The organism is Flavobacterium sp. Root935, assembly GCF_001429295.1.
Classification (GTDB): Bacteria; Bacteroidota; Bacteroidia; order Flavobacteriales; family Flavobacteriaceae; genus Flavobacterium.
Genome location: NZ_LMJL01000012.1, coordinates 1584134 through 1607302, shown reverse-complemented (window position 1 = coordinate 1607302; position 23169 = coordinate 1584134). Strand labels below are relative to the sequence as shown.

At 34.0% G+C, this 23169-nt stretch carries 16 protein-coding genes; 14 read left to right on the top strand and 2 right to left on the bottom strand.

The window, feature by feature from the left end; all coding sequences use genetic code 11:
* Positions 1–96 precede the first annotated feature (96 nt).
* From ASE40_RS21580 to fsa, 6 genes are all read left to right on the top strand, one after another.
* On the top strand, positions 97–1530 hold the full coding sequence (locus tag ASE40_RS21580; protein WP_057119752.1) for an MFS transporter: 1434 nt from the start codon (positions 97–99) through the stop codon (positions 1528–1530).
* A gap of 21 nt (positions 1531–1551) precedes the next feature.
* A complete protein-coding gene (locus tag ASE40_RS21575; protein WP_057119750.1) occupies positions 1552–2586 on the top strand; it encodes a glycoside hydrolase family 43 protein in 1035 nt (344 codons plus the stop codon).
* Positions 2587–3100: 514 nt separating this feature from the next.
* The gene (locus ASE40_RS21570; protein WP_057119748.1) at positions 3101–4108 is read left to right on the top strand and encodes a GntR family transcriptional regulator; all 1008 of its coding nucleotides are present in this window, start codon (positions 3101–3103) and stop codon (positions 4106–4108) included.
* 3 nt (positions 4109–4111) lie between these two features.
* A complete protein-coding gene (locus ASE40_RS21565; protein ID WP_057119746.1) occupies positions 4112–5593 on the top strand; it encodes a xylulokinase in 1482 nt (493 codons plus the stop codon).
* A gap of 9 nt (positions 5594–5602) precedes the next feature.
* Positions 5603–6928 carry a xylose isomerase gene (xylA, locus tag ASE40_RS21560; RefSeq protein WP_057119744.1) on the top strand — a complete coding sequence of 442 codons (1326 nt, stop codon included), beginning with the start codon at positions 5603–5605 and terminating at the stop codon, positions 6926–6928.
* Positions 6929–7387: 459 nt separating this feature from the next.
* Positions 7388–8044 carry a fructose-6-phosphate aldolase gene (gene fsa / locus ASE40_RS21555; RefSeq protein ID WP_057119742.1) on the top strand — a complete coding sequence of 219 codons (657 nt, stop codon included), beginning with the start codon at positions 7388–7390 and terminating at the stop codon, positions 8042–8044.
* A gap of 110 nt (positions 8045–8154) precedes the next feature.
* Here the strand turns inward: fsa and ASE40_RS21550 are convergent, their stop codons facing one another.
* Positions 8155–9030: a LysR substrate-binding domain-containing protein gene (locus tag ASE40_RS21550; protein ID WP_057119740.1), complete on the bottom strand. Its 876-nt coding sequence runs from the start codon at positions 9028–9030 to the stop codon at positions 8155–8157.
* A 103-nt stretch (positions 9031–9133) separates the two neighbouring features.
* Between ASE40_RS21550 and ASE40_RS21545 the strand changes: the two genes are divergently transcribed.
* Both ASE40_RS21545 and ASE40_RS21540 read left to right on the top strand, forming a co-directional pair.
* Complete coding sequence (locus tag ASE40_RS21545) at positions 9134–9883, top strand: MBL fold metallo-hydrolase (RefSeq protein WP_057119738.1); 750 nt, start codon at positions 9134–9136, stop codon at positions 9881–9883.
* Positions 9884–10234 (top strand): gamma-glutamylcyclotransferase family protein, encoded by a 351-nt coding sequence (locus ASE40_RS21540; RefSeq protein WP_057119736.1) that lies wholly within the window; start codon positions 9884–9886, stop codon positions 10232–10234.
* 9 nt (positions 10235–10243) lie between these two features.
* Here ASE40_RS21540 and ASE40_RS21535 read toward each other — a convergent pair whose 3' ends face one another.
* Entirely contained in the window at positions 10244–10855 is a 612-nt protein-coding gene (locus ASE40_RS21535) for an RNA polymerase sigma factor (protein WP_057119733.1), read from the bottom strand.
* Positions 10856–11133: 278 nt separating this feature from the next.
* On the opposite strand from ASE40_RS21535, the gene ASE40_RS21530 reads away from it, so the two are divergent.
* The 6 genes from ASE40_RS21530 to ASE40_RS21505 all read left to right on the top strand — a co-directional run bounded on the left by ASE40_RS21530 (position 11134) and on the right by ASE40_RS21505 (position 22968).
* Complete coding sequence (locus tag ASE40_RS21530; protein ID WP_057119730.1) at positions 11134–12282, top strand: FecR family protein; 1149 nt, start codon at positions 11134–11136, stop codon at positions 12280–12282.
* A 252-nt stretch (positions 12283–12534) separates the two neighbouring features.
* On the top strand, positions 12535–16119 hold the full coding sequence (locus ASE40_RS21525) for a SusC/RagA family TonB-linked outer membrane protein (protein ID WP_057119728.1): 3585 nt from the start codon (positions 12535–12537) through the stop codon (positions 16117–16119).
* A 17-nt stretch (positions 16120–16136) separates the two neighbouring features.
* The gene (locus tag ASE40_RS21520; protein ID WP_057119725.1) at positions 16137–17543 is read left to right on the top strand and encodes a RagB/SusD family nutrient uptake outer membrane protein; all 1407 of its coding nucleotides are present in this window, start codon (positions 16137–16139) and stop codon (positions 17541–17543) included.
* A 69-nt stretch (positions 17544–17612) separates the two neighbouring features.
* Positions 17613–18815, top strand: coding sequence for a TlpA disulfide reductase family protein (locus tag ASE40_RS21515; protein ID WP_082586853.1), 1203 nt, complete (start codon positions 17613–17615; stop codon positions 18813–18815).
* Between the two features lie 152 nt (positions 18816–18967).
* Positions 18968–20104, top strand: a complete 1137-nt coding sequence (locus ASE40_RS21510) for a TlpA disulfide reductase family protein (protein WP_057119720.1) — start codon at positions 18968–18970, stop codon at positions 20102–20104.
* 74 nt (positions 20105–20178) lie between these two features.
* A complete protein-coding gene (locus ASE40_RS21505) occupies positions 20179–22968 on the top strand; it encodes a M16 family metallopeptidase (RefSeq protein WP_057119717.1) in 2790 nt (929 codons plus the stop codon).
* The last annotated feature ends 201 nt before the right edge of the window (positions 22969–23169 follow it).

Sequence of the window (23169 nt, the reverse complement as noted above, 5' to 3'; positions counted from 1 at the left end):
AAACCTTGCAGTAATGACTAAAAAAGCAGTTCGAACCAAGACCTACAATGTTTTGAAAACTTGTAGGAGATAAGCTAACTAATCACAAAACCACCAATGACTAACATTTCACAAAAATTATCTATCAAAGAAAAAATTGGGTACAGCTTGGGAGACCTAGCTGCCAATTTAGTTTTTCAGACTTTGATGACATATCTGGCTTATTTCTACACCGATATTTACGGCTTATCGCCAACAGATTCATCTATTATAATGCTAGTCGTTGGGTTAGTTGCCGCTTTTATTTTTAATCCAATTATTGGAGTTTTAGCAGATAGAACCAGTACAAAATGGGGAAAATTCAGACCGTGGATTTTAGCAACTGCAATTCCGCTTGGAGTAGTAGCATTATTAGCCTTTTCAACTCCAGATTTCTCTTATAAAGGAAAAGTAATTTACGCAGTAGTAACTTATACTTTATTACTACTTTTTTATGCAGGAAATAATCTGCCTTATTCTGCTTTGAGCGGCGTTATAACAGGCGATATGTCCGAAAGAAACAGTATGTCTTCCTATCGTTTTGTAGCGGTTATGTTTGCTCAGTTTTTTGTTCAGGTTTTTATGCTTGGAATTATAAAAAGTGCAGGAAACGGAGACAAGGCAATTGGCATTGAAAAAGTAATGACAGTTCTAGCAGTTATTGGAACCATCATGCTTTTAATTACATTTTTGACTACCAAAGAAAGGATTATTCCAAAACCAGAACAAAAATCGAGTGTAAAAGAAGATTTAGGCGACTTAGTCAAAAACAGACCTTGGGTAATTATGCTTTCTCTTACTACTTTGGTTTTCATTACCTTGGCGATGAAAGGCGGTTCGTATGTTTATTATTTTGAAAACTATGTAGCTAAAGAGCAGTTGGCAGTTTTTATTCAGCCTATTTTGGATACTTTATCAAATATCGGGTTGAATCATTTTGGAAATGATCCCGTTTCTGCAGGATTTGGATTGTTTAATGCCGGCGGAATTATATTTATGATCGTCGGAATTACATTATCTAAAAACCTGGCAGATAAATACGGAAAGCGAAATGTATTCAGATTGTTTTTATTTATTTCAACCTTATTTATTATCGCATTCTATTTCTACCCTCCAACATCAGTCAGATTGATGTTTTTCTCCCAAATTTTACATGGATTTTTCTACGGAATCACGATTCCAATTCTTTGGGCGATGATTGCTGATGTAGCTGATTATTCAGAATGGCTGAACAACCGCCGCGCAACTGCAATTATTTTCTCTGCAATGATGGTAGGTTTAAAAGCAGGATTGAGTATTGGCGGAGCCTTAACAACATTGTTTCTAGGTTATTTTCATTACGCTCCAAATTCGGCTGTACAGACAGAAACTGCCATTAACGGAATCAAATTATTGGTCAGCATCTTTCCTGCAATTCCATTTTTAATTGGAGCTGGATTATTGTTTTTCTATAAAATAAATAAACAGATGGAAGTGCAGATTGAAACAGAATTAAAAGAAAGAAGAACTTAATTATTAAACAAAGATATCACTATGCCTGAAGATAGTATTGAACAAATTAATTTCGAAGAAATTAATAAACTGGCAATTTCAAAGCCTTTAGTCTCTCATATTTATACTGCAGATCCGTCTGCGCATGTATTTAATGGTAAAATTTATATTTATCCGTCGCATGATATTGATGCGGGAATTCCTTTTAACGATAATGGAGATCATTTCGGAATGGAAGATTATCATGTTTTCTCGATGGATGACATTTCATCAAAAGCCGTTGATAATGGTGTTGCACTTCATGTGAATGATGTTCGATGGGCCGAAAAACAAATGTGGGCGCCAGATGCTGCGCATAAAAACGGAAAATATTATTTGTATTTCCCTGCCAAACGTGCCAACGGAATTTTTCAGATTGGAGTTGCTGTAAGTGATTCTCCAGTTGGACCTTTTTTACCTCAGCCAGACGCCATAAAAGGAAGTTACAGCATTGATCCTGCGGTTTTTGAAGACGAAGACGGAAAGCATTATATATATTTTGGCGGTATTTGGGGCGGGCAATTACAGAAATATAGAAATAACAAATACAATCAAAATAACGAAGAACCTTCTGGAAATGAACCTGCTTTAGGACCAATCGTAGCCTTGCTTCGTGATGATATGCTTGAGTTTGCAGAAGATCCAAGAGAAATTAAAATTCTGGATGAAAACGGAAAAGATCTTTTAGCAGGGGATAATGACCGTCGTTTCTTTGAAGCTTCATGGGTTCATAAGTATAACGGAAAATATTATTTCTCGTATTCTACAGGTGACACGCATTTTATTTGTTATGCTATTGGCGATAATCCTTATGGACCATTTACGTATCAGGGAAGAATCTTGAATCCGGTTGTAGGATGGACGTCGCATCATTCAATTTGTGAAGTTGAAGGTGAATGGTATTTATTTTACCACGATTCGAGTTTGTCAAAAGGTGTAACGCATTTAAGAAGCATGAAAGTTACCAAAATCGATTATCTTGAAGATGGTTCGATAGTGACGATTGATCCTTATGGGATAAGGAGATTGTTTGATTAAGATTTTTTAGTATAAAAAAATTTCACAAAAATCACAATCGGTTGTGTTGTTTGAAGTTTGAAATGAAATTTGAAGTTTGAAATGAAATAATATAATAATAGGTCGCTCAGCTAGAGCTTTGCGACGATGAGGATGTCCTCTGGAGCTTTAGAGAAATTTATTTATAAATAATTCTAGTATTCCCAGCGGGGCGAAAATTTATAGAAACATTTATTGTATTAGTAACGAACTCCAAACGAGCGAAATATATCTTGAAAATATTTCGCTCCCTCCGAAGCTATTAAAATTATATAGAAAAGAATATCTAGCTTTTTTTTTGAAAACCGTCTGCGTGAGGGATAGTAGTGGAAAGCCCACAGCCTGACGAAGGAAGAGCGAGGACTTGAAGCGGATAGCCCGGCCGAAGGACACGCCCAAATTATTTTGATTTAAAAATTAACAATTTTAATGTCAAAAAGAATTTTTTATAAAATATTTTTATCTACTTTAGCATAACAGAACGGAACAGAACGGTATGCTAAAAGAAGAAGAAAAATTTGAATTTATAATCAATCATGATAGTGATATCCCGAAGTACCAGCAACTGGTTGACGGAATTACAAATTCGATTGCTGAGAATATTTTGCAAAAGGGAGATTTACTTCCGTCTGTAAATGTGATTTGTAAAACGTACCAGCTTTCGAGAGATACAGTTTTTAAGGCTTATTCGATTTTGAAAGAGCAGAATGTAATTGATTCGGTTCCGAATAAGGGCTATTATGTGGCAGGCGAAACGAGAAAAGTGCTTTTGGTTTTAGACACTTTTAAAGCATATAAGGAGGTTTTATACCATTCGGTTGTGAATAATCTGCCAGACAATGTGATTATCGATGTGCAGTTTCATCATTATAATATTGATGTTTTTAAAACGATTATCAACAACGGAATCGGAAAGTATTATAAATATGTGGTGATGAATTTTGACCACGCAGCTATTGCTCCAGCTTTGTCTGCGATTTCAAACGATAAACTGCTTTTAATTGACTGGAATATTCAAGCTGATAAAGCGAGTAATTATGTTTTTCAGGATTTTGGTAAAGCATTTTATGATTCATTGACACAAGCGGTTGATTTGTTTAAAAAGTATAAAAAAATAGATTTTGTTTATCCCGATTTCACGAATCATCCTTGGGAAACGGTTGAGTTTTTTAAGAAGTTTTGTGCTGATTTTAATTTTGAATATGGAATTATTACAGATCCGAAAAAGTTCAATATCGAAAAAGAAATTGCTTATATCAGTGTAAGTGACAGGATTCTAGGATATTTTTTGGAGCAGTGCAAAGAGAAAGATTTAGAACCTGGAAAAGACGTTGGATTTTTGTCTTATAACGAAACGCCAATGAAGAAATTTATATACAAAGGAATTTCGGTTGTGTCAACTGATTTTAAAGAAATAGGAACCAAAGCAGCGGCATTTATTACGCATGACGAAGATACTCATTGTTATGTGCCGACAAATTTAATATTAAGAGAATCATTGTAAATTATGTATTATATCGGATATGATATTGGAAGTTCTTCTGTCAAGGCAGCCTTGGTGGAAGCAGAAACGGGTAAAAAAGTAATCGTTTTGAATGAACCGCAGAACGAAATGGAAATCCTTTCTATTCACCCAGATTGGGCAGAGCAGGATCCTGAAATCTGGTGGCAGCACATTTGTACGGCAACTAAACGAGCAATTAAAGAATCAAATATCGATGCATCGAAAATTCAGGGAATTGGAATTTCTTACCAAATGCATGGATTGGTGATCGTGGATCAAGAAAAAAAGGCACTTCGAAATTCGATTATCTGGTGTGACAGTCGTGCGGTAGAAATTGGTAATAAGGCTTTCGCCGAAATTGGAGAGCAAAAATGTATGGAGCATTTACTGAATTCTCCAGGAAATTTTACGGCTTCGAAACTAAAATGGGTAAAAGAAAACGAGCCTGAAGTTTATAACAAAATTGACAAATACATGCTTCCTGGAGATTACATCGCTTTGAAATTGACAGGCGAAGTAACGACAACCAAAAACGGTTTGTCTGAAGGAATGCTTTGGGATTATAAAGATAACAAAGTAGCCGACTGGCTTTTAGAATACTACGGAATAGATCGGTCTTTGACGCCGAGAATTGTAGAAAATTTTACGAATCAAGGAATTGTAACAGAGCAAGCTTCGGCAGCATCTGGGCTTCCTGCTGGAATTCCAATTGTGTATCGAGCGGGAGATCAGCCGAATAATGCTTTGTCATTAAATGTTTTAAATCCTGGAGAAGTAGCGGCAACAGGCGGAACATCTGGAGTTTTTTATGCAGTAAGCGAAATGTCTTCTGGAAAAAGCACTAGAGTAAACAATTTCGTTCACGTAAATTACGAATTAGAAACGCCGAGAGTTGGTAAACTTTTAAATATTAATGGAGCAGGAATTCAATACAGATGGCTTCGTAATAATATGGGGAATGAAAGTTACGAAGTAATGAATGAAAAAGCTTCAAATGTTGAAGTAGGATCAGAAGGTGTTGTGGTAATTCCGTTTGGAAATGGTGCAGAGCGTATGTTCAACAACAAAAATATCGGAACACATTTTTTAAATCTAAACCTGAATATTCACAACAGCGCCCATCTGTTTAGAGCTTCTCTTGAAGGAATTGCCTTTTCGTTTGTATACGGAATGGAATGTCTGAAAGATGATAATGCGACGATTAATGTCATTAGAGCTGGAAACGATAATTTGTTCCGTTCTGAAATTTTCTCTAATACTGTGGCAACTTTAATTGGCCACGAAATTGAAATTTACAATACAACAGGAGCAGTTGGTGCTGCAAGAGCGGTTGGTTTAAAAGATGGTGATTATAGCAAATTTGGAGCTAATGTGAGTGACAATGATCATGTAATGACATTTTTACCACTTCACAACAAAGAACCATATGAGACTGCTTATCAAAAATGGAAAAAAGAATTAGAATTAATATTAACAAATAAATAAAAAAATCAAATGATAGTTTTAGGAGATAAAGAATACTACAAAGGTATTGGCCAAATTAAATTTGAAGGTAAAGAATCTGATAATCCGTTGGCATTTAAATATTATAATCCAGACCAAGTCGTAGCTGGAAAAACAATGCGCGAGCACTTTAAATTTGCTATCGCTTACTGGCATACTTTCTGCGGACAAGGAAGTGATCCATTCGGACCTGGAACACAGCAATTTGCTTGGGACCAATCTTCAGATCCATATCAGGCCGCTAAAGATAAAGCAGATGCTGCTTTTGAATTTATCAGCAAAATGGGATTCGATTACTTCTGTTTCCACGATTACGATTTAATTGCTGAAGGTTCAACTTTCGCAGAATCTGAAAAACGTTTGGCATTCATTACAGATTATTTAAAACAGAAAAAAGCAGAATCTGGAATTAAATTACTTTGGGGAACTTCAAACTGTTTCTCAAATCCAAGATTTATGAACGGAGCAGCTACAAATCCTGATTTTAATGTTGTAGCGAGAGCTGGAGGACAAGTAAAATTGGCTTTGGATGCGACAATTGCTTTAGGTGGAGAAAATTATGTGTTCTGGGGAGGTAGAGAAGGTTATATGTCTTTACTAAACACAGATATGGGTAGAGAATTAGACCACATGGCGCAATTCTTAGCAATGTCTAGAAACTATGCTAGATCACAAGGTTTTAAAGGAACTTTCTTCATCGAACCAAAACCAATGGAGCCATCAAAACACCAATATGATTTTGACTCGGCAACTGCAATTGGATTCTTAAAAGAATACGGTTTAGATAAAGATTTCAAAATCAATATCGAGGTTAACCACGCTACCTTGGCACAGCATACTTTTCAACATGAATTAGAAGTGGCTGCAAAAGCTGGAATGTTAGGAAGTATCGATGCGAACAGAGGTGATTATCAAAACGGATGGGACACAGATCAGTTCCCAAATAATATTCAGGAAACGACTGAAGCAATGTTGGTTTTCTTAAAAGCTGGCGGATTACAAGGCGGAGGAGTTAACTTTGATGCTAAAATTAGAAGAAATTCTACAGATTTAGAAGATGTTTTCTTAGCTCATATTGGTGGTGCTGATACTTTTGCAAGAGCTTTATTGACTGCAGATAAAATTATCACTTCTTCTCCTTATGAAAAATTAAGAAAAGAAAGATACAGCTCTTTCGATTCTGGAAAAGGAAAAGATTTTGCTGACGGAAAATTAAACCTTAAAGATTTATATGATATCGCGAACCAAAATGGAGAATTAACACTTCAAAGCGGTAAACAAGAATTGTTTGAAAATATCATCAACCAATATATTTAATTGGTTTAGATCTTCATATCAAACCTAACAGGTTTTCAGAGCCTGTTAGGTTTCTACAAAAAATATTTAGTGAGACAGTATACCTGAAATTTAAAGAGATAGTCAAATAACGTTAAGTTCTTTTGAAACTATTTTAAATATTTTTTTAAGATGAAATTTGAGAAATGTGTATTAAGATTATGACTTTTTTTTAGATTGAAATTTGATAAAAATAGCTCGAAGGTTTAGTTACTATTTTTTATAATGAAACGAGGAAATAAGTCAGTTTAATAAAATAATAAGAAAGCATTTTATTGAAGGTTTTTTGAAGAACAGAATCATCGAAATGCACATTTGTTCTCACTAAAGTTTATACACAATCTTGTCATTTCGATTCCGATCCTTGGAATCAAAACGACAAATTACAAGGTTATACTCAAAATAAACCACTATTTAATCAAATTATTTAACCAAAAAACTATGAAATTTTTTATTGATACTGCGAATCTAGAAGATATTCGAGAAGCACAATCTTTGGGTGTCTTAGACGGCGTAACAACCAATCCGTCTTTAATGGCGAAAGAAGGTATAACCGGAAAAGAAAATATCCTTAAACATTATCTTGACATTTGTAACATTGTAGATGGCGATGTTTCTGCTGAGGTAATCTCAACCGATTATGAAGGAATGGTGAGAGAAGGAGAGGAGCTTGCTGCGCTTCATCCGCAGATTGTGGTAAAACTGCCTATGATCGGCGATGGTATAAAAGCCTGTAAATACTTTTCATCAAAAGAAATTAAAACCAATGTAACTTTAGTGTTTTCTGCAGGTCAGGCTTTATTAGCTGCGAAAGCCGGCGCAACTTATGTTTCTCCATTTTTAGGAAGATTAGATGATGTTTCTACAGATGGAATGCATTTAATTGAAGAAATCAGAGAAATCTACGATAATTACAATTACCAAACTCAAATATTATCAGCCTCAGTACGACATACTATGCATATTGTAAATTGTGCAAAAGTAGGCTCAGACGTAATGACTGGACCTCTTTCGGCAATTAAAGGTTTGTTGAAACATCCGCTAACAGATATTGGTTTGAAACAATTTGTTGAAGATGCTAAAAAAATGAATCTCTAAACTCTAAATACAGCATGGACCTAAGCCCTTTTCGCACTGAAAAGGGCTTTTTTTTTAAGTGATGCAGAGAATTTTATCAATAACAAATTTTAAAATAATGATGTAAAAACTTATTTCAAATTCTCCATTAACGTTTTCAAAAACGCAATCACCGCTTTTTTCTCATACACTTCTTTCAAAGAAATAAGCATCGCAGTTCTGGTCATGTTTTCTCCTTTTATGGGTATCGCATGCAAATCTTTTTCGTTTTCGATTGTTGTTTTAGTTAAAATGGTATGCCATTTTCCCGTTTTGATTAATTCAAGTAAAGTGGGAATATCATTAATTTCAATCGTAACTTCCGGATTGAGATTGTCTTTTTTAAAAGCTTTATTTATAAACTGTGTAGTACTGAAACCACTTGAAGGAAGTGCGAGCGGCAGAGAACTGACTTCACTCAAAGAAATACTTTTTTTAGTGCTAAATGATGTTTCGGTTGAGGTAACCAAAGCCATTGGAGATGTAAATAATTCCCTGTATTTAAAATGTGCTTCAGAAGCAATTTCTTCAAAAGTGAGAATCACATCAAGCTCAAAAAGATTTAGTTTTTGTATCAGTTCCTGCGAAGTTCCAAAGACGATTTCGAATTGAATTTTAGGATACTCTGAACTAAATAAAATCAAAGCTTTTGTAACCACATGACGAAGTGCGTATGTCACACCAATCGCTACTTTTCCATTTTCAAGATTATTCAAATCTTTTAAAAGTTCAAATCCGTCAGTTGCTTTGTTGACAGACTGCTGTGCGTAGACCGAAAATAAATCTCCTGCTTCTGTAAGTGTAATTCGTTTTCCAATTCTATTAAAAAGAGGTACTTGCAATTCATCTTCCAATTGTTTAATTTGCTGTGATAAAGTGCTTTGACTGATATGAAGCGCAGTTGCGGCTTCTGTAAAATTCAGTAATTCTTTTGCTTTCAGAAAATATTTAAGTTGTCGAAGTTCCATTTCTAAATCGGTTTTATCGATTGATTTTATCGAAAAATAAGGTTTTACAAATATAAAAAATCTTAAGAACTTTGTATTGTCGCAAAATTAAAGCAGAACAAAAATGAAAATTATAGCTTTACAAGAAGGAAATTATATAGCTAATTCTAAAAAGGAGTTTAAGCTGATTACAAAAGAAACAACCGATACAGGTCTTAAAATGGCAATACAACCTTTTTTGGTCATTACAGATAATGATGTCATATTGTTAGATTTGGGTTTAGGATTTATGAATGATGGAATTCCGTTTATTCATGAAATGCTGAAAAAGAATAATATTACACCAGACCAAATAACAAAAGTTTTAGTTTCACATCTGCATAAAGATCATATCGAAGGAATTGGTTATTTTGAGAATGGAAATTTCGTTTGTAATTTTCCAAATGCTAAGATTTACATTCAGGAACGGGAGATAGATTTTGCTTTAGAGCAAATCAATAATCCGTCTTATGTTTTTGAGATTTTAAATGAGCTGAAAAAACTGCCTAATGTAGAATTATTGCATAATGACAGCGGGCAGATTACTGATGAAATTTTCTACGAAGTTTCAGCCGGACATACCAAATATCATCAAGTTTTCTGGATCAAAGCCGATGATGAAATTGTTTTTTACGGCGCAGACGATTTGCCTCAAAAAATATACTGGTCAATGCACGTTGCTTACAAAACTGACTTTGATGGAAAACGCGCTATGGAATCACGAAAAAAATGGGAACAGCAGGCAAAAGACGAAAACTGGAAAGTGCTTTTTTACCACGATATGAAAATGCCAGTTCTGGAATTTTTTGAACAAAAAATGGAATACGTATCATAAATGAAAGATTTACAATCAATGCCTGCATTAATTATTTACGGTTCGCTGGCACCGGGCGAATCCAATCATTCTGTTATGAATCCTATTAACGGAGAATGGCAGAAAGCAGCTATAAAAGGGAAATTGCAGGAAGGAGGCTGGGGATCATCTCTAGGATATCATGGTTTTATTCCTGTCAATGCAGAAGAGGCAGAAACTATCAATTGTTATGTACTTTTTTCTAATGATCTAACAGCAAATTGGGATTATCTTGACGAATTTGAAGGCGACGGTTATATGCGAATTCAAACGGAATATGAACTCGAAAACGGAAAAAAGGGAACAGGATTTATTTATGCTTTAAAACAATAAAAGGAAAATTCAGATTAAATTATTTAGTCTGAATTTTTTTTTAGCTGAAAATAACAAAAACAATACACTCCTTACTTTTTCTTCTAAAGAAGAACGGAGAATAGAAAAAGCTTTAGTAATCTGAGCTTCAACCGTTTTTATAGAAACGTCTAAATGTTCTGCAATTTCAATATTAGTCAAACCTTCTTTTTTACTCAAAATGAAAACCTCTTTACATTTTGGAGGAAGATTTTGAATCTCTTTATTTACCGCATTTAAAACTCTCTGAAAAGCTTCTGAATTATCTTCCTGAACGATTCCGTTCAAAGCATCATAATATGATTTTTCTAAAGAAAATAAAGATTGATTTTTTCTGTACAAATCTATAAACTCATTGTAAGTCAGTTTGTAAAGAAAACTTTTCAAGGCATGATCGGATTTTAATCGTGTACGATGTTCCCAAATTTTAATAAAAACATTTTGCACAATGTCTTCGGCACTGTACACATTTTTGACTAAACTGTTGGCGTAAACGCAAAGTTGATGATGATAAGTATCGATTAAATAAGTATACGCCGTTTCATCTCCATTTCTGAGAGACTCAATCAGTTTATCATTATCGTTGTAATCATCAGTTTTCATAGAAACAAATATATAAATTAATAGGTTTTAGGGCTTAAATTAGACTGTATTTGGTTCAATTTCTCCGATTTTTTGATTTTCTATTTGAAAATTATTACAAATAAAAGGAGCAAAATATGCAAAAGTAAAACATTTACCCTTTTATTTCTGTCGAATTAGTAGTGTTTGTTGAAAGAAAAAACTTGTGAAAAGAAAAAAAATCAGCAAAATGAAAAAAACTTTATCAAATTGTTAGGGTTTTGTTTTTTTGCTTCGTAATAATATTAAAAACAACAAAAATGACAGTGAAAAAATCAGAGCGGTTAATCGTTAAATTTATCACAAATCAGGCAAGTCAGGAAGAAATTGAGAAGCTGACAGAATGGTTAAAAGAAGATGAAAACCAAATTGTGTTTAAGGATTTTGTGAAAACCAATTACGCAATAGATACTGCTATGAACAATTTTGATTCTACCGAAGTAAGAAAACAGCTTTCTCAAAGAATTCAAAACGAAAATAATGTTTTTGCAAAAAGAAGATTTTCATCTTATTATAAATATGCAGCGATTTTGATTGTGGCTCTGGGAGGATTTTATCTTTATAAAAATTCAGAATCTTCACCTTCAAAGCAAAATGTCGTGATTCCGAGAGAAGATGAAATTGTACTGCAGCTAGGAAATGAATCGCAAACTCTTGATCCCAATGAAGCCAGAAATGTAATCGACAAAAATGGAAACATCATTGGTAAACAAGAAAAAAATAGATTGGTTTATAACAAAGCTTATTCTGAAGGAGAGCTGATTTATAATGTCCTTAGAATTCCTTATGGTAAAAAGTTTGAAGTGCAATTATCAGACGGCACATTGGTGCATTTAAACGCTGGGACTTCATTTCGATATCCAGTGCAATTTGTAAAAAATCAAAACCGACAAGTTTATCTTCTTGGAGAAGGCTATTTTGAAGTAGAAAAAGACAAGCAGCATCCGTTTATGATTAATACACAAAATGTAAACGTTGAGGTTTTGGGAACCAAATTTAACGTAGATACATATACTGAAAATATAAGTACTGATGTGGTTTTGGTCGAAGGAAAAGTATCGCTTTATAAAGATCAGAAAGCAAAAGAAAATCCTGTTTACTTAAAAGCCGGTGAAAAAGGATCGACTATAAAAAGTCGTTCAGAAATTAAAATAGAACAAGTTAATACAGACTATTATACGGCTTGGGTAAAAGGAAGTTTAGTGTTTAAAAATGCTTCGTTTAATGATATTATCAAGAAGCTGGAACGTCATTATAATGTCACGTTTATAAACCGAAATAAAATGCTCGGAAAAGAAATTTTCAATGCCCGTTTTGATAACGAACCCATCGAAGTGGTTTTGAAATATTTTAGTGATAGTTACGCAATAGATTATATCATTGACAGGGATAAAATCACGATTAAGTAAGTTATTAGTTATTAGTTGTTAGTTGTTAGTTGTTAGTTGTTAGTTGTTAGTTGTTAGTTGTTAGTTTGAATGTTAATACTCTAAAATCTAAAATCACCAATCTAAAATAAATAAAGCGCCTATGTAACAAAAGTCCAAAAATGAAATGGATCGTTATTTATAAAAAAAACCGGAAAATGCGCCAACATTTCCCGGTAGAGTAAATGCGGTCAGTTAATTAACCAACCAACATTAAAAAAACATTTTAAAAGTATGAAAAAAGTATTGAACAAAATCAGGTTCGACAAGCCTTTTTTGAAATTTGATTTGAAGATGAAATTGACCACATTATTTTTATTCACCGCCTTAACAATAATGCACGCCGGAACTACTTATTCGCAAAAAGCTAAAATCTCTTTTAGTGCTAATAATATGACTGTTGCTAAAGCTATTGAAAAGCTCGAATACACAACCAATTACAGATTTGTTTACAATGTAAGATCTGTCGATTTAAATAGAATTATTACTATTAATGAAAGTAATGTTGCTATTGAGACACTCTTAAATACCATTTTTGGAGATACAGGAACTGACTATAAAGTTTCTGGAAATCATATCGTTTTAATGGCTAAAAAAGCTCCTGAAGAAAGAACAGTAAAAGCCGAAGCAGACTTTATCGTAAAAGGACGTGTAACCGATGAAAAAGGTATGCCTCTAGTTGGCGCCGCAATTTCTGATAATGGTTCGGGTAGAGGCGTTCAGACAGATTTTAATGGAGAATATCAAATTATAGCGGTAAGCAGCGAAACTACTTTAGCATTTGCTTATTTAGGATATGTAAGACAAGAAATTAAAGTTGAAGGAAGAAGTGTTATTAATGTTGTATTGAAAGAAGATGTACTAGAACTAGAAGGTTTAGTATTAAAAACTGGATATCAAAATATTGATGCAGAAAAGGCTACAGGATCTTTTTCAAATTTAAAAGCTGCAGACTTTAAAGAACAACGTTTAAGCAGTATAGATAAAATTTTAGAAGGACGTATCGTAGGATATCAGGATGGTAAAATTCGTGGAACAACTTCAATGACTGGGTCAACAGCGCCTTTGTATGTTATTGATGGGTTTCCTGTTGAAAACACTAGGCTAACTCCTTATAGTACACTAGAAGAAAATCTTCCAAGTCTGAACTTAGAAGATATTGAAACGATAACGGTTCTAAAAGATGCTGCGGCTTCGTCTATTTATGGTGCTCGTGCCGCAAATGGAGTTGTCGTTATTACAACTAAAAAAGCAAAAGCAGGAAAAACAACTATTTCATTTTCAAGTAATTTAACAGTTACTCCTTATAGAAATTATACCGGAAACCTTACGAGTTCTGCTGATATTATTGGTTTAGAAAAAGGATGGGCAGACGGAAATCCTAATTTAAAAACGGCTAATGCAAGTACGTATGCACAATCATTGCTAAACAATGCCGTATTTACAAGTTTAGGAATGCAGACTATTTTAAATGGTTATGCAGGAAAAACTTCAATGGCAGAAATGAACAATCGTTTGGATGCGCTTGGCTCTCAAGGTTATAAATATTATGATGATGTGGCGCGATATGCAAAACGCGATCAATATTTTTTACAGCATAATCTTAGTTTAGGAAAAGCAACAGAAACGAATACTTTCAATGCTTCTTTAACGTATAAAAATAATCAGCTTGAAGATATTTATTCTGAAAATGAAACGGTTGGTCTTAATTTAAAAAACTCAACTCAAATTAACAGCTGGTTATCTTTAGACTTAGGGACTTATGTTAATTTCGGAAAAGGAGATACGCAGAGTTACAATCCTATTAATTCGTCTTCCAGTACCCTTAATGCGAGTTATAAACATCAGCCATACAATCAATTAGTTAATAATGATGGAACTAATTTTGTATCTACACCAGAATCCCGCTACAATAGTTTTACACTTAATTCTATAAAGAATTATGGTCTTTATGATATGAACATAACTCCAATGGATGAGCTGGGAAGAAATTTAATTGAAAGCAAAAATTTCTTAAACAGAACCTATGCAAAGTTTAATGTGAAATTTAGTAACGCATTTACATACAATGCAATGTTTCAATACGAGTTTGGTTCAGATCGTGCAAGTCAATTATTTGGTAAAGACTCTTATTATGTAAGAAGCAAGGTAAACGGAATGGTGACAATTGCCAATAACAAAGCTGTTTATAATTTACCTTACGGAGATATTATAAAAGAAACGAATCAATATTCTAATGCTTATAATTTCCGTCAACAGTTAAACTTCAATCAGACTTTTGCCGAAAAGCATGATTTCTCTGCGATTGCAGGTATGGAAATCCGTCATTCAAAACAAGAATATAACGACAATACACGTTACGGATATGATGCTCAGACTTTAGGTTTTGCCCCAGTAAATCAAGCTGATTTATTAAAAGTGTACGGAACTGTATTTGGTGGTTCTATGGGACAAAACGAGTTTTCATTAGAAAAAGAATTGCAAAATCGTTTCGTTTCTGTTTATGGAACGGGAGGTTATACTTATGACAAAAGATATACGCTTTCTGGAAGTATTCGATGGGATCGTTCTAACCTTTGGGGAACAGACAGCGAATACCAAAACAAACCAACTTGGTCAACAGGAGCCGCATGGAATATTGACAAAGAATCATTTTTTGATGCTGCATGGGTAGACGGGCTTAAACTTCGTGCTTCATATGGTATTGGAGGAAATATCGCCAAAGATTCTGCGCCGTACTTAACAGCATATTATAATTCTAACTCCAATGTTGGAGGAAATCAGGGAACTGTAAGTAAGAGACCAAACCCAGAATTGTCTTGGGAAAAAACAACGACAACTAATATCGGTTTAGACTTTTCATTTTTTAAGAGCAGATTAGGCGGAACTCTAGATTTATATAATAAAAAAGGAGAAAATTTGTTAGCGAGCAGCCAGGGAATTCCAACAGAAGGATGGGGTTATTCGACTTACACGCTTAACAACGGAGAAATGACGAACAAAGGTATCGAAGTTACTTTAAGAGGAACTATTGTAAAAACGCCTTCATTCTCTTGGGATGCATCTGTTTTATATGCTTACAACAAGAACAAAGTCGATTACGTAAATGTAAAAGCGCCCGTTTATTACCTGCAATTAGATTACCCACAGGCTTTTCCTAGAGTTGGAACAAGTTTTAATTCTATTTATGGTTACAAGTGGGCTGGCTTAAGCAATACAGGAATACCTCAGGTTTATGATGCTTCTGGAACGGCAGTAAAATACAATCCGGGACAAATAGATGCTATTCAGGATTTTGGTTCGACAGTTCCTACGCACAGTGGATCTTTCCATACTTCTGCAAATTATAAAAACTTCTCACTTTCAGCACTTTTCATTTACGAACTAGGTCATAAAATTAGAAATACGTTTCTGCCAATGTTAGATAATGTTTATTCGGGTGCAATGGGAGGTTATATTACCAATATTTCAGTTGTTAATAATCATATTGCAGACCGTTGGCAGCAGCCTGGAGACGAAGCTTTCACAAATATTCCGAGAGCAGTATACGAATATGATCCAGAATTTAGCTCAGATTCTCGTACTATTTATTCCTATGCAGATATTAATATTTTAGATGCATCGAATGTAAGATTAAGCAACATTTCATTGGCTTATCAAATGCCAAGTGACATTATAAAAAGAGTAAAATTAGACGGTGTACGTTTCAATTTAAACGCAGAAAACGTATATACTTTTGCTAAAAGCAGAGATGCAAAGTATCTTTTAAATGGTTTCCAATCTCCAAGTTTTGTTTTGGGTGTAAACGTTAATTTCTAATTTATAAAGACTAGACGATGAAAAATATATATAAAAAGATTGCGTGCTTATTGGCTTTAGGATTGACTTTAGCATCTTGCGAAGATTATTTGAGTGACATTCCAAAAGGATCAAAATCACCAACAACATTAGCAGATTATGAAGCTTTTTTACGTGACGAATACACAAATCATAGAGTTGATATTACTGGAGCTTCACAATTATTAAATGACCAATATGTAACTGTTGCCTCTTTAGCAAATAATAGGTTGTTTGCTGCCAATTATATGTGGGACGAAAATGCAGACCGTATTGCATTAAAAGTATCTGATGAAACGATGTATTACTCAAGTTATGCTGGAATTTCGACTTTTAATTTAATTATTGAAAATGCATTAAGTACCACTCAAGCAACGGAAGCAGAACAAAGAGTAGTATGGGCAGAAGCAAAAGTACTTCGTGCCATGAATTACTTTAATTTGGTGAATTTTTATGCAGATACTTATGTCGCTTCATCAGCTTCAACAAAATTATCAGTTCCGTTAATTACAAGTGCCAATATTAATGCACCGAGCAAACAAGTAACGATTCAGGAAATGTATGATTTCATTTTGAATGATGTCAAAGAAGCTTTACCCTATTTGTTGAAAGTTTCTCAAACGCCTTTACATCCAAATTTAGGAGCGGGTTATGCCTTTTATGCAAGAGTTTATCTGCAAATGAATAATTATACAGAAGCGTTAAAATATGCAGATTTAGCATTAGCAGAAAATAATAAATTGTATGATTGGATTGGATATTACAATACCAATAAAGCAATTATTGATGTTCCAAATTCTTATACAGCAACAACTTCTCCTATGGGATTTAACTATGTAGAAAATTATAATTATCGTCATGGTATTACAAATAATTTATCGACAGAAAATAGTATTCCAGTAGAGCGCGCACAGCGTTTTGAAACTGGTGATGCCCGTTTTATTTCTCGTTGGAAAATTTACACTGTTGGTGCAGAAACCTATTACAGAAGAACTTTGTCTGGCTTTTTTAACTTCGGCGGAATCACAACTGTAGAAGTTTATTTAATTAAAGCTGAATGTCTGGCTCGTGCAGGACAAATTAGTGAGGCGCTGAACGTTTTAAATACAGTTCGTAAAACTCGTATTCTGCCTGCTTCTTATCAGGATATTTCGACTACAGATAAAACAACAGCTTTGAATGCTATTTTCAGAACAAAAAACAATGAACTTACGAACACATTGATTCCTTTTGCAGACGCACGCCGTTTAAATGCAGAAGGTGTTTATAAAGTAAGTTATACTAAAACAGCAAACGGAACTACGTACACATTATCATCAGATTCTCATTTATGGACAATGCCATTTCCACAGGGAGCAACGCAAAATCCAGGAAACGGAACGATAACTCAAAATGTAGCGAAATAAAAATCCCAAAGCTTCCTGAGTAGGAATAATTCCGAAAGGGGAGCTTTTTTTAAACATCAATCCAAAAAAATGAATACAATTAAATACAAAATATTAGGATTGTGTATTTGCCTATTTGTGATTTCAAATCACGGTATTGCACAAAAGAAAAAAGCAATAACGGCTGCACCAGCTTCTTATTCGATCGAAGGAAATATTACTGGTCTTGCAGACGGAACAACAGTACAATTAACACCGGGCGCAACACATTCTTCTGAATCGCCAGTCGCTGAAACAACCTTGAAAGAGGGTAAATTTACCTTTACAGGAAAATTAAATGAACCGCGTTTTTTTTATCTGGTTTTTGGAAAGAATAAAGGATACATTCATTTAATCGTTGAAAATTCTAAAATAAAAGTTACGGCCGATGGAGAAGTTTCAAAAAGTGAAGACGAGCGAATTAACTTTAAAAATGAAGTTATTACAGGTTCTAAATCAAACGACTATTATAAAAAGGAAACTGCTTTTAAAGCTGAATTAAATAAAGATTACGAAGACTATCATAAAGGTACAGAAGAACTTGGAAAACTATATTCGAAAGCCAGAACGTCTGGAAATAAAAAGCTGATAGACTCTATCGGAAATTCTCCAGAATGGAAAAAATTCGAAGCAGATGAAAAAGCATTTTTTACCAAAGTACAAAAAACAACAACAGACCTTATCGCCAAACATAAAACAACTTGGTGGGGACCTTTTTTCATGATGACCCAATACAGTTATTTTACGCCAGATCAAAAGCCGCTTTTTGAGCAATTTTCTGAAACGGCAAAGAAAAGTTATTACGGACAATTGGTAGACAAAGATTTGAATCCTAAATCTCTAATAGGAACAAGTGTTGCTAATTTCGGATTAAAAGATAAAGACGGAAAGGCTTATACAGCTAAAGAAATCGTTTCAGGAAAAAAATATATTTTAATTGATTTTTGGGCTTCGTGGTGCGGTCCATGCAGAAAAGAAATTCCGAACTTAAAAACAGCTTATTCTGAGTATGCCGATAAAGGATTTGAAATTTTAAGTATCTCAATTGATAAAGATGAAAAAGCCTGGCAGAAAGCACTAGGAATAGAAAAAATGCCTTGGCACAACCTTTTAGACGATGATAAAGTAAGTAAATCGTTTAATGTAAAAACAATTCCAGCCACTTATTTAGTAGATAGTAAAGGTATAATTATCAGCGATAATTTAAGAGGTGCAGAATTGGAAGAAAAATTAAAAGAGCTTTTGAAATCTTAATTATTAGGAATTAAAAATTGAGAATTAAAAATTAAAAAACACTTGATCAGAACTATAACTATGTTTGTTTTAATAAATGAAATGTCTTTTTTAAAGCTTACAGCATCTATGATTCTACGTGTTTAAATAAAAAATAAAAACAAAAAAATAACATGAAAAGTACAATCTTAAAATCAGGTTTGACTGCTTTGGCATTTATAACCGCGCTTTCTTCTTGTTCCAAAAAAGAAGGATTTACGATCAATGGCACAATCGCAGGATTAGATAAAGGAACGGTTTATCTGGAAAACACAGATGAAAAAGGAAACAAGAAAATAACCGATTCCGCACAAATCAGTCCAGAAGGAGCTTTTACTTTTACGGGAAAAGTTTCAGAACCATTGCTGCATACTATTAAACTAAAGGGAGAAGAATACGGTGCCTATTTTCTTTTGGATAATGAAGATATAAAAGTAGAAGCTAAAAAAGATTCCATTTTTAAAGCTAAAGTTAGCGGCGCGACACAAAACGATATTTATAAGTCGTATTATGATAACGAATTCAAAAAAATACAAAACATCGCTGGTCCTATTTACAAATTGTCTGATTCTTTAACTCAGAAGGGAAAAGTAAAATTAAATGCAGAACAGCAAACTGCAATGGATAAAAAATGGAAAGATCTTGCCGCTTTCGCTGATGATTTAACCGATAAGTTTATCCGAAAAAATAAAGATAAAATAGCCGCTGCTTTAATAATTAATGATCGAATTGTTTCTTACGGAACTCCAGCACAAGTAAAAACGTATTTTGCTGTTTTGTCTCCAGAAGTACAAAAATCATTTTACGGAAAACAGTTAAAAGAAGCCATTGATCTTAATGATAAAACCGCTGTTGGTTCTCAAGCACCTGAATTTTCTCAACCTGACGTAAACGGAAAAGTTGTGAAATTAGCCGATTATAAAGGAAAATATGTTTTGGTTGATTTCTGGGCAAGCTGGTGCGGTCCATGCAGAAAAGAAAATCCAAATGTAGTTTTGGCTTATAAAACGTACCATGATAAAGGATTTGATGTTTTAGGAGTTTCGTTAGATGATAAAAAGAAACTTTGGGAAAAAGCAATTGAAAGAGACGGATTAACGTGGACTCATGTTTCTGATTTAAAAGGCTGGCAGAACGAAGCTGCCGTTTTATACGGTGTAAAAATGGTTCCAACCAATTACTTAATTGGACCTGACGGAAAAATCATTGCCAAAAATCTTAGAGAAGCTGAATTACAATCAAAATTGAAAGAAATCTTCAGTAAATCTTAAATTAGTTTTCAGTCACAGTTTTCAGTTTCCAGTGGAACTGCGACTGAAAACTAAAAAAATAACATCACAAAAAAATGAAAAAATACATCTTTTTGGGCTATTGCTCATTAGCTTTTTGTACGCTTGTTTCTGCGCAGAATAAATCGGTTAATTTTAAGAAAATTAAAGAAGTCGGCGGAATCGAAGAATATTTATATCAGCCCAACGGAATGAATATCTTGCTTTTGCAGGACAACGCTTCGCCAGTTGCAACGGTACAAATTGTATACCGCGTAGGATCAAAACATGAAGTTTTAGGAAACACGGGATCAACGCATCTTTTAGAACATTTAATGTTTAAAGGAACTCCGACTTTCAACAAAAAAAACGGAAATACAATTACTGATGTCCTTCAAAATACAGGCGCGCAGTTAAATGCGACAACTTGGTACGACCGTACCAATTATTTTGAAACACTTCCGAGTGATAAAATCGAATTGGCGATTCAAATCGAAGCTGACAGAATGCGAAATTCTTTATTATTAAAAGAAGATAAAGAAGCGGAAATGACAGTTGTGCGAAACGAATTTGAACGTGGTGAAAACGATCCGAACAGTTTATTAGATAAAGAAATCTGGGCTTCCGCTTATATTGCACATCCATATCATCATTCAACAATTGGATGGAAATCAGATATTGAAAAAGCGCCAATTGAAGTCTTAAAAAACTTTTACAATACCTATTATTGGCCAGATAATGCAACTTTAACAATTATCGGAGATTTCAAAAAAGAAAATGTTTTTGAATTGATTGAAAAGTATTTCGGAAAAATTACGAAAGCGCCACAGGTCATGCCTCAGCCATATACAGAAGAGCCTCAGCAGTATGGAGCTCGTAAAATTGTGGTTAGAAAACCAGGAGAATTGGGTGTGGTAAACAAAGCCTATAAAATTCCAGGTGCATTGCATGAAGATCTTCCGGCATTGAATATTTTGGGAGAAATCATTGGTTCAGGTCCTTCGGCTATTTTAAACAAAACTTTCGTTGATACCCGAATGGGAGTTTATACGTATGCAAATGCAACGAATTTTAAAGAAGTCGGACTTTTTACAATTGGTGTTGGTTTTCCAACCACATCAAAACATGAAGATATCGATGCTAAAATAGCTGAAGTTGTAGCTAAAATTCAGAAAGAAGGCGTAACACAGGATGAGGTAAATCGTGTTGTGGCAAAGATTAGCGCACAAACAATCTTGGCACGTGACGGTTCTGGTGTTATTGCTTCCGAATTAAACGAAGCCATTGCAGCTGGAGACTGGACAGATTACATTACAGGAGTTGACCGTTTGAAAAAAGTTACTCCGGCAGATGTTATTCGCGTAGCGCAGCAATATTTAGTTGAAGATCAAAGTACAACCGGATATTTCATTCCGAAACAGTCAGGTTCTCAAAATAAAGAAACAGCTCAGTCAAATAATTTTTTACCAGAAAACGGACCATTTTATTACAGACATTCAGAGGAAGGACATGTACAGGAAGAAAGTTCATCTGTGGCTGCTTCACCGATAAAAAATATTTTAGAGGAAAGTATTTCGAAAGAAAATATTGAAAAAACAGCCTCCGTTTATAAAAGAGAAAAAGTTTCTGGAATAGATGTAGTTTCTGTTAAAACTTCTGCTAAAGATTTTGTGACAGTGGCAGCAAGCATTTCGTTAGGAAATTATTCTGGAGAACATAAAAACCCGATTATTCCAGCTTTAACTGCTTCTATGTTGTCTAAAGGAACAACTTTAAATGATAAATTTAAATTCTCAGAAAAGCTTCAAAAACTAGGAGTAAACTTGAATGTCAATGCATCAACATTTAAAATAAATATTGGATTTAAATGTTTGAAAAAAGATCTAGATCAAGTAATTGCTTTATTGGCTGAAGAATTAAGAAATCCGTTGTTTGATACAAAAGAGTTTGAAAATCTAAAACAACAGTTTATCGGAAACACACAACAAAGTTTAAACGATCCAGGCGAAAGAGGAAGCATTGCTTTATCTCAAGCCATTTATCCAAAAAACAATCCAAATTACAGCTTGAACGTTGAAGATAATATTTCGAATATTAAGATTGCAACGTTGGATGAAGTTAAAGCTTTCCACAAAAAATATTTCGGAACAACATCAATGCGTCTGGTAATTGTAGGAGACACAGATGGAGCGAATTTAAATGCTTCATTAAAAAAATCATTTAAAAATTGGAATGGGGGAGTTTCAGAAAACTTAAAATTTGAAGAAGCTTCAAAATCTTCGGCAAAAACAGAAGTCGTAACAATTCCAGAAAAGCCAAGTGCAGAATTATTTATAGGACAGTTTACAGGTTTAAAAAGAGCCGATCCAGATTATATTCCGTTTTATATTGCTAATTATACTTTGGGAGCTGGTTTTGCAGGACGTTTAATGCAGACAGTTCGCGATAATGATGGTTTGACCTATAGCATTTCTTCAGGAATTGGCGGAAATATTCAGACAGGTGGTTACTGGTTTGTAAATGCTTCTTTCAACCCAGAGTTATTTCAAAAAGGTTTAGACGCGACGATGTTTCAAGTTGATAAATGGGTAAAAAATGGAATTACGGCAGAAGAATTAGAAAATAAGAAAACCAACTTAATAGGAAGTTTTAAAGTTGGCATGTCGACTACAAACGGAATGGCAAGAACAATTTTGAGTTTTATTGAAAGAGGTTTAGAGCCAAACTATATTGACCAATACCCAAATGACATTCAAAAGGCTACTTTGCAGCAAGTAAACGATGCAATTAAGAAATACATCCAACTGGATAAAATGATTATAATCAAATCTGGTTCTCTTGACCAAAACGGTAATCCGTTGAAGTAGTTTTTTTAGTGGCAGTTTACAGTCACAGCTTTCAGTTAGTAACCTAATCTGTAAACTGTGACTGTAAACTGAGACTAAAATCATCAATCAGTAATCGTCTTTCATTATTTCATTTTAGAATCTGAATTAGTAAGCCATTTTCTATGAAAGACCTTTTAAGAGCTGTCGGCAAGCAGCTCTTTTTTTATTTGGATTTAGCTT

Coding starts and splice junctions, on each gene's coding strand:
- ASE40_RS21580 (WP_057119752.1), top strand. CDS start 97: ATGACTAACATTTCACAAAAATTATCTATCAAAGAAAAAATTGGGTAC.
- ASE40_RS21575 (WP_057119750.1), top strand. CDS start 1,552: ATGCCTGAAGATAGTATTGAACAAATTAATTTCGAAGAAATTAATAAA.
- ASE40_RS21570 (WP_057119748.1), top strand. CDS start 3,101: ATGCTAAAAGAAGAAGAAAAATTTGAATTTATAATCAATCATGATAGT.
- ASE40_RS21565 (WP_057119746.1), top strand. CDS start 4,112: ATGTATTATATCGGATATGATATTGGAAGTTCTTCTGTCAAGGCAGCC.
- xylA (WP_057119744.1), top strand. CDS start 5,603: ATGATAGTTTTAGGAGATAAAGAATACTACAAAGGTATTGGCCAAATT.
- fsa (WP_057119742.1), top strand. CDS start 7,388: ATGAAATTTTTTATTGATACTGCGAATCTAGAAGATATTCGAGAAGCA.
- ASE40_RS21550 (WP_057119740.1), bottom strand. CDS start 9,030: ATGGAACTTCGACAACTTAAATATTTTCTGAAAGCAAAAGAATTACTG.
- ASE40_RS21545 (WP_057119738.1), top strand. CDS start 9,134: ATGAAAATTATAGCTTTACAAGAAGGAAATTATATAGCTAATTCTAAA.
- ASE40_RS21540 (WP_057119736.1), top strand. CDS start 9,884: ATGAAAGATTTACAATCAATGCCTGCATTAATTATTTACGGTTCGCTG.
- ASE40_RS21535 (WP_057119733.1), bottom strand. CDS start 10,855: ATGAAAACTGATGATTACAACGATAATGATAAACTGATTGAGTCTCTC.
- ASE40_RS21530 (WP_057119730.1), top strand. CDS start 11,134: ATGACAGTGAAAAAATCAGAGCGGTTAATCGTTAAATTTATCACAAAT.
- ASE40_RS21525 (WP_057119728.1), top strand. CDS start 12,535: ATGAAAAAAGTATTGAACAAAATCAGGTTCGACAAGCCTTTTTTGAAA.
- ASE40_RS21520 (WP_057119725.1), top strand. CDS start 16,137: ATGAAAAATATATATAAAAAGATTGCGTGCTTATTGGCTTTAGGATTG.
- ASE40_RS21515 (WP_082586853.1), top strand. CDS start 17,613: ATGAATACAATTAAATACAAAATATTAGGATTGTGTATTTGCCTATTT.
- ASE40_RS21510 (WP_057119720.1), top strand. CDS start 18,968: ATGAAAAGTACAATCTTAAAATCAGGTTTGACTGCTTTGGCATTTATA.
- ASE40_RS21505 (WP_057119717.1), top strand. CDS start 20,179: ATGAAAAAATACATCTTTTTGGGCTATTGCTCATTAGCTTTTTGTACG.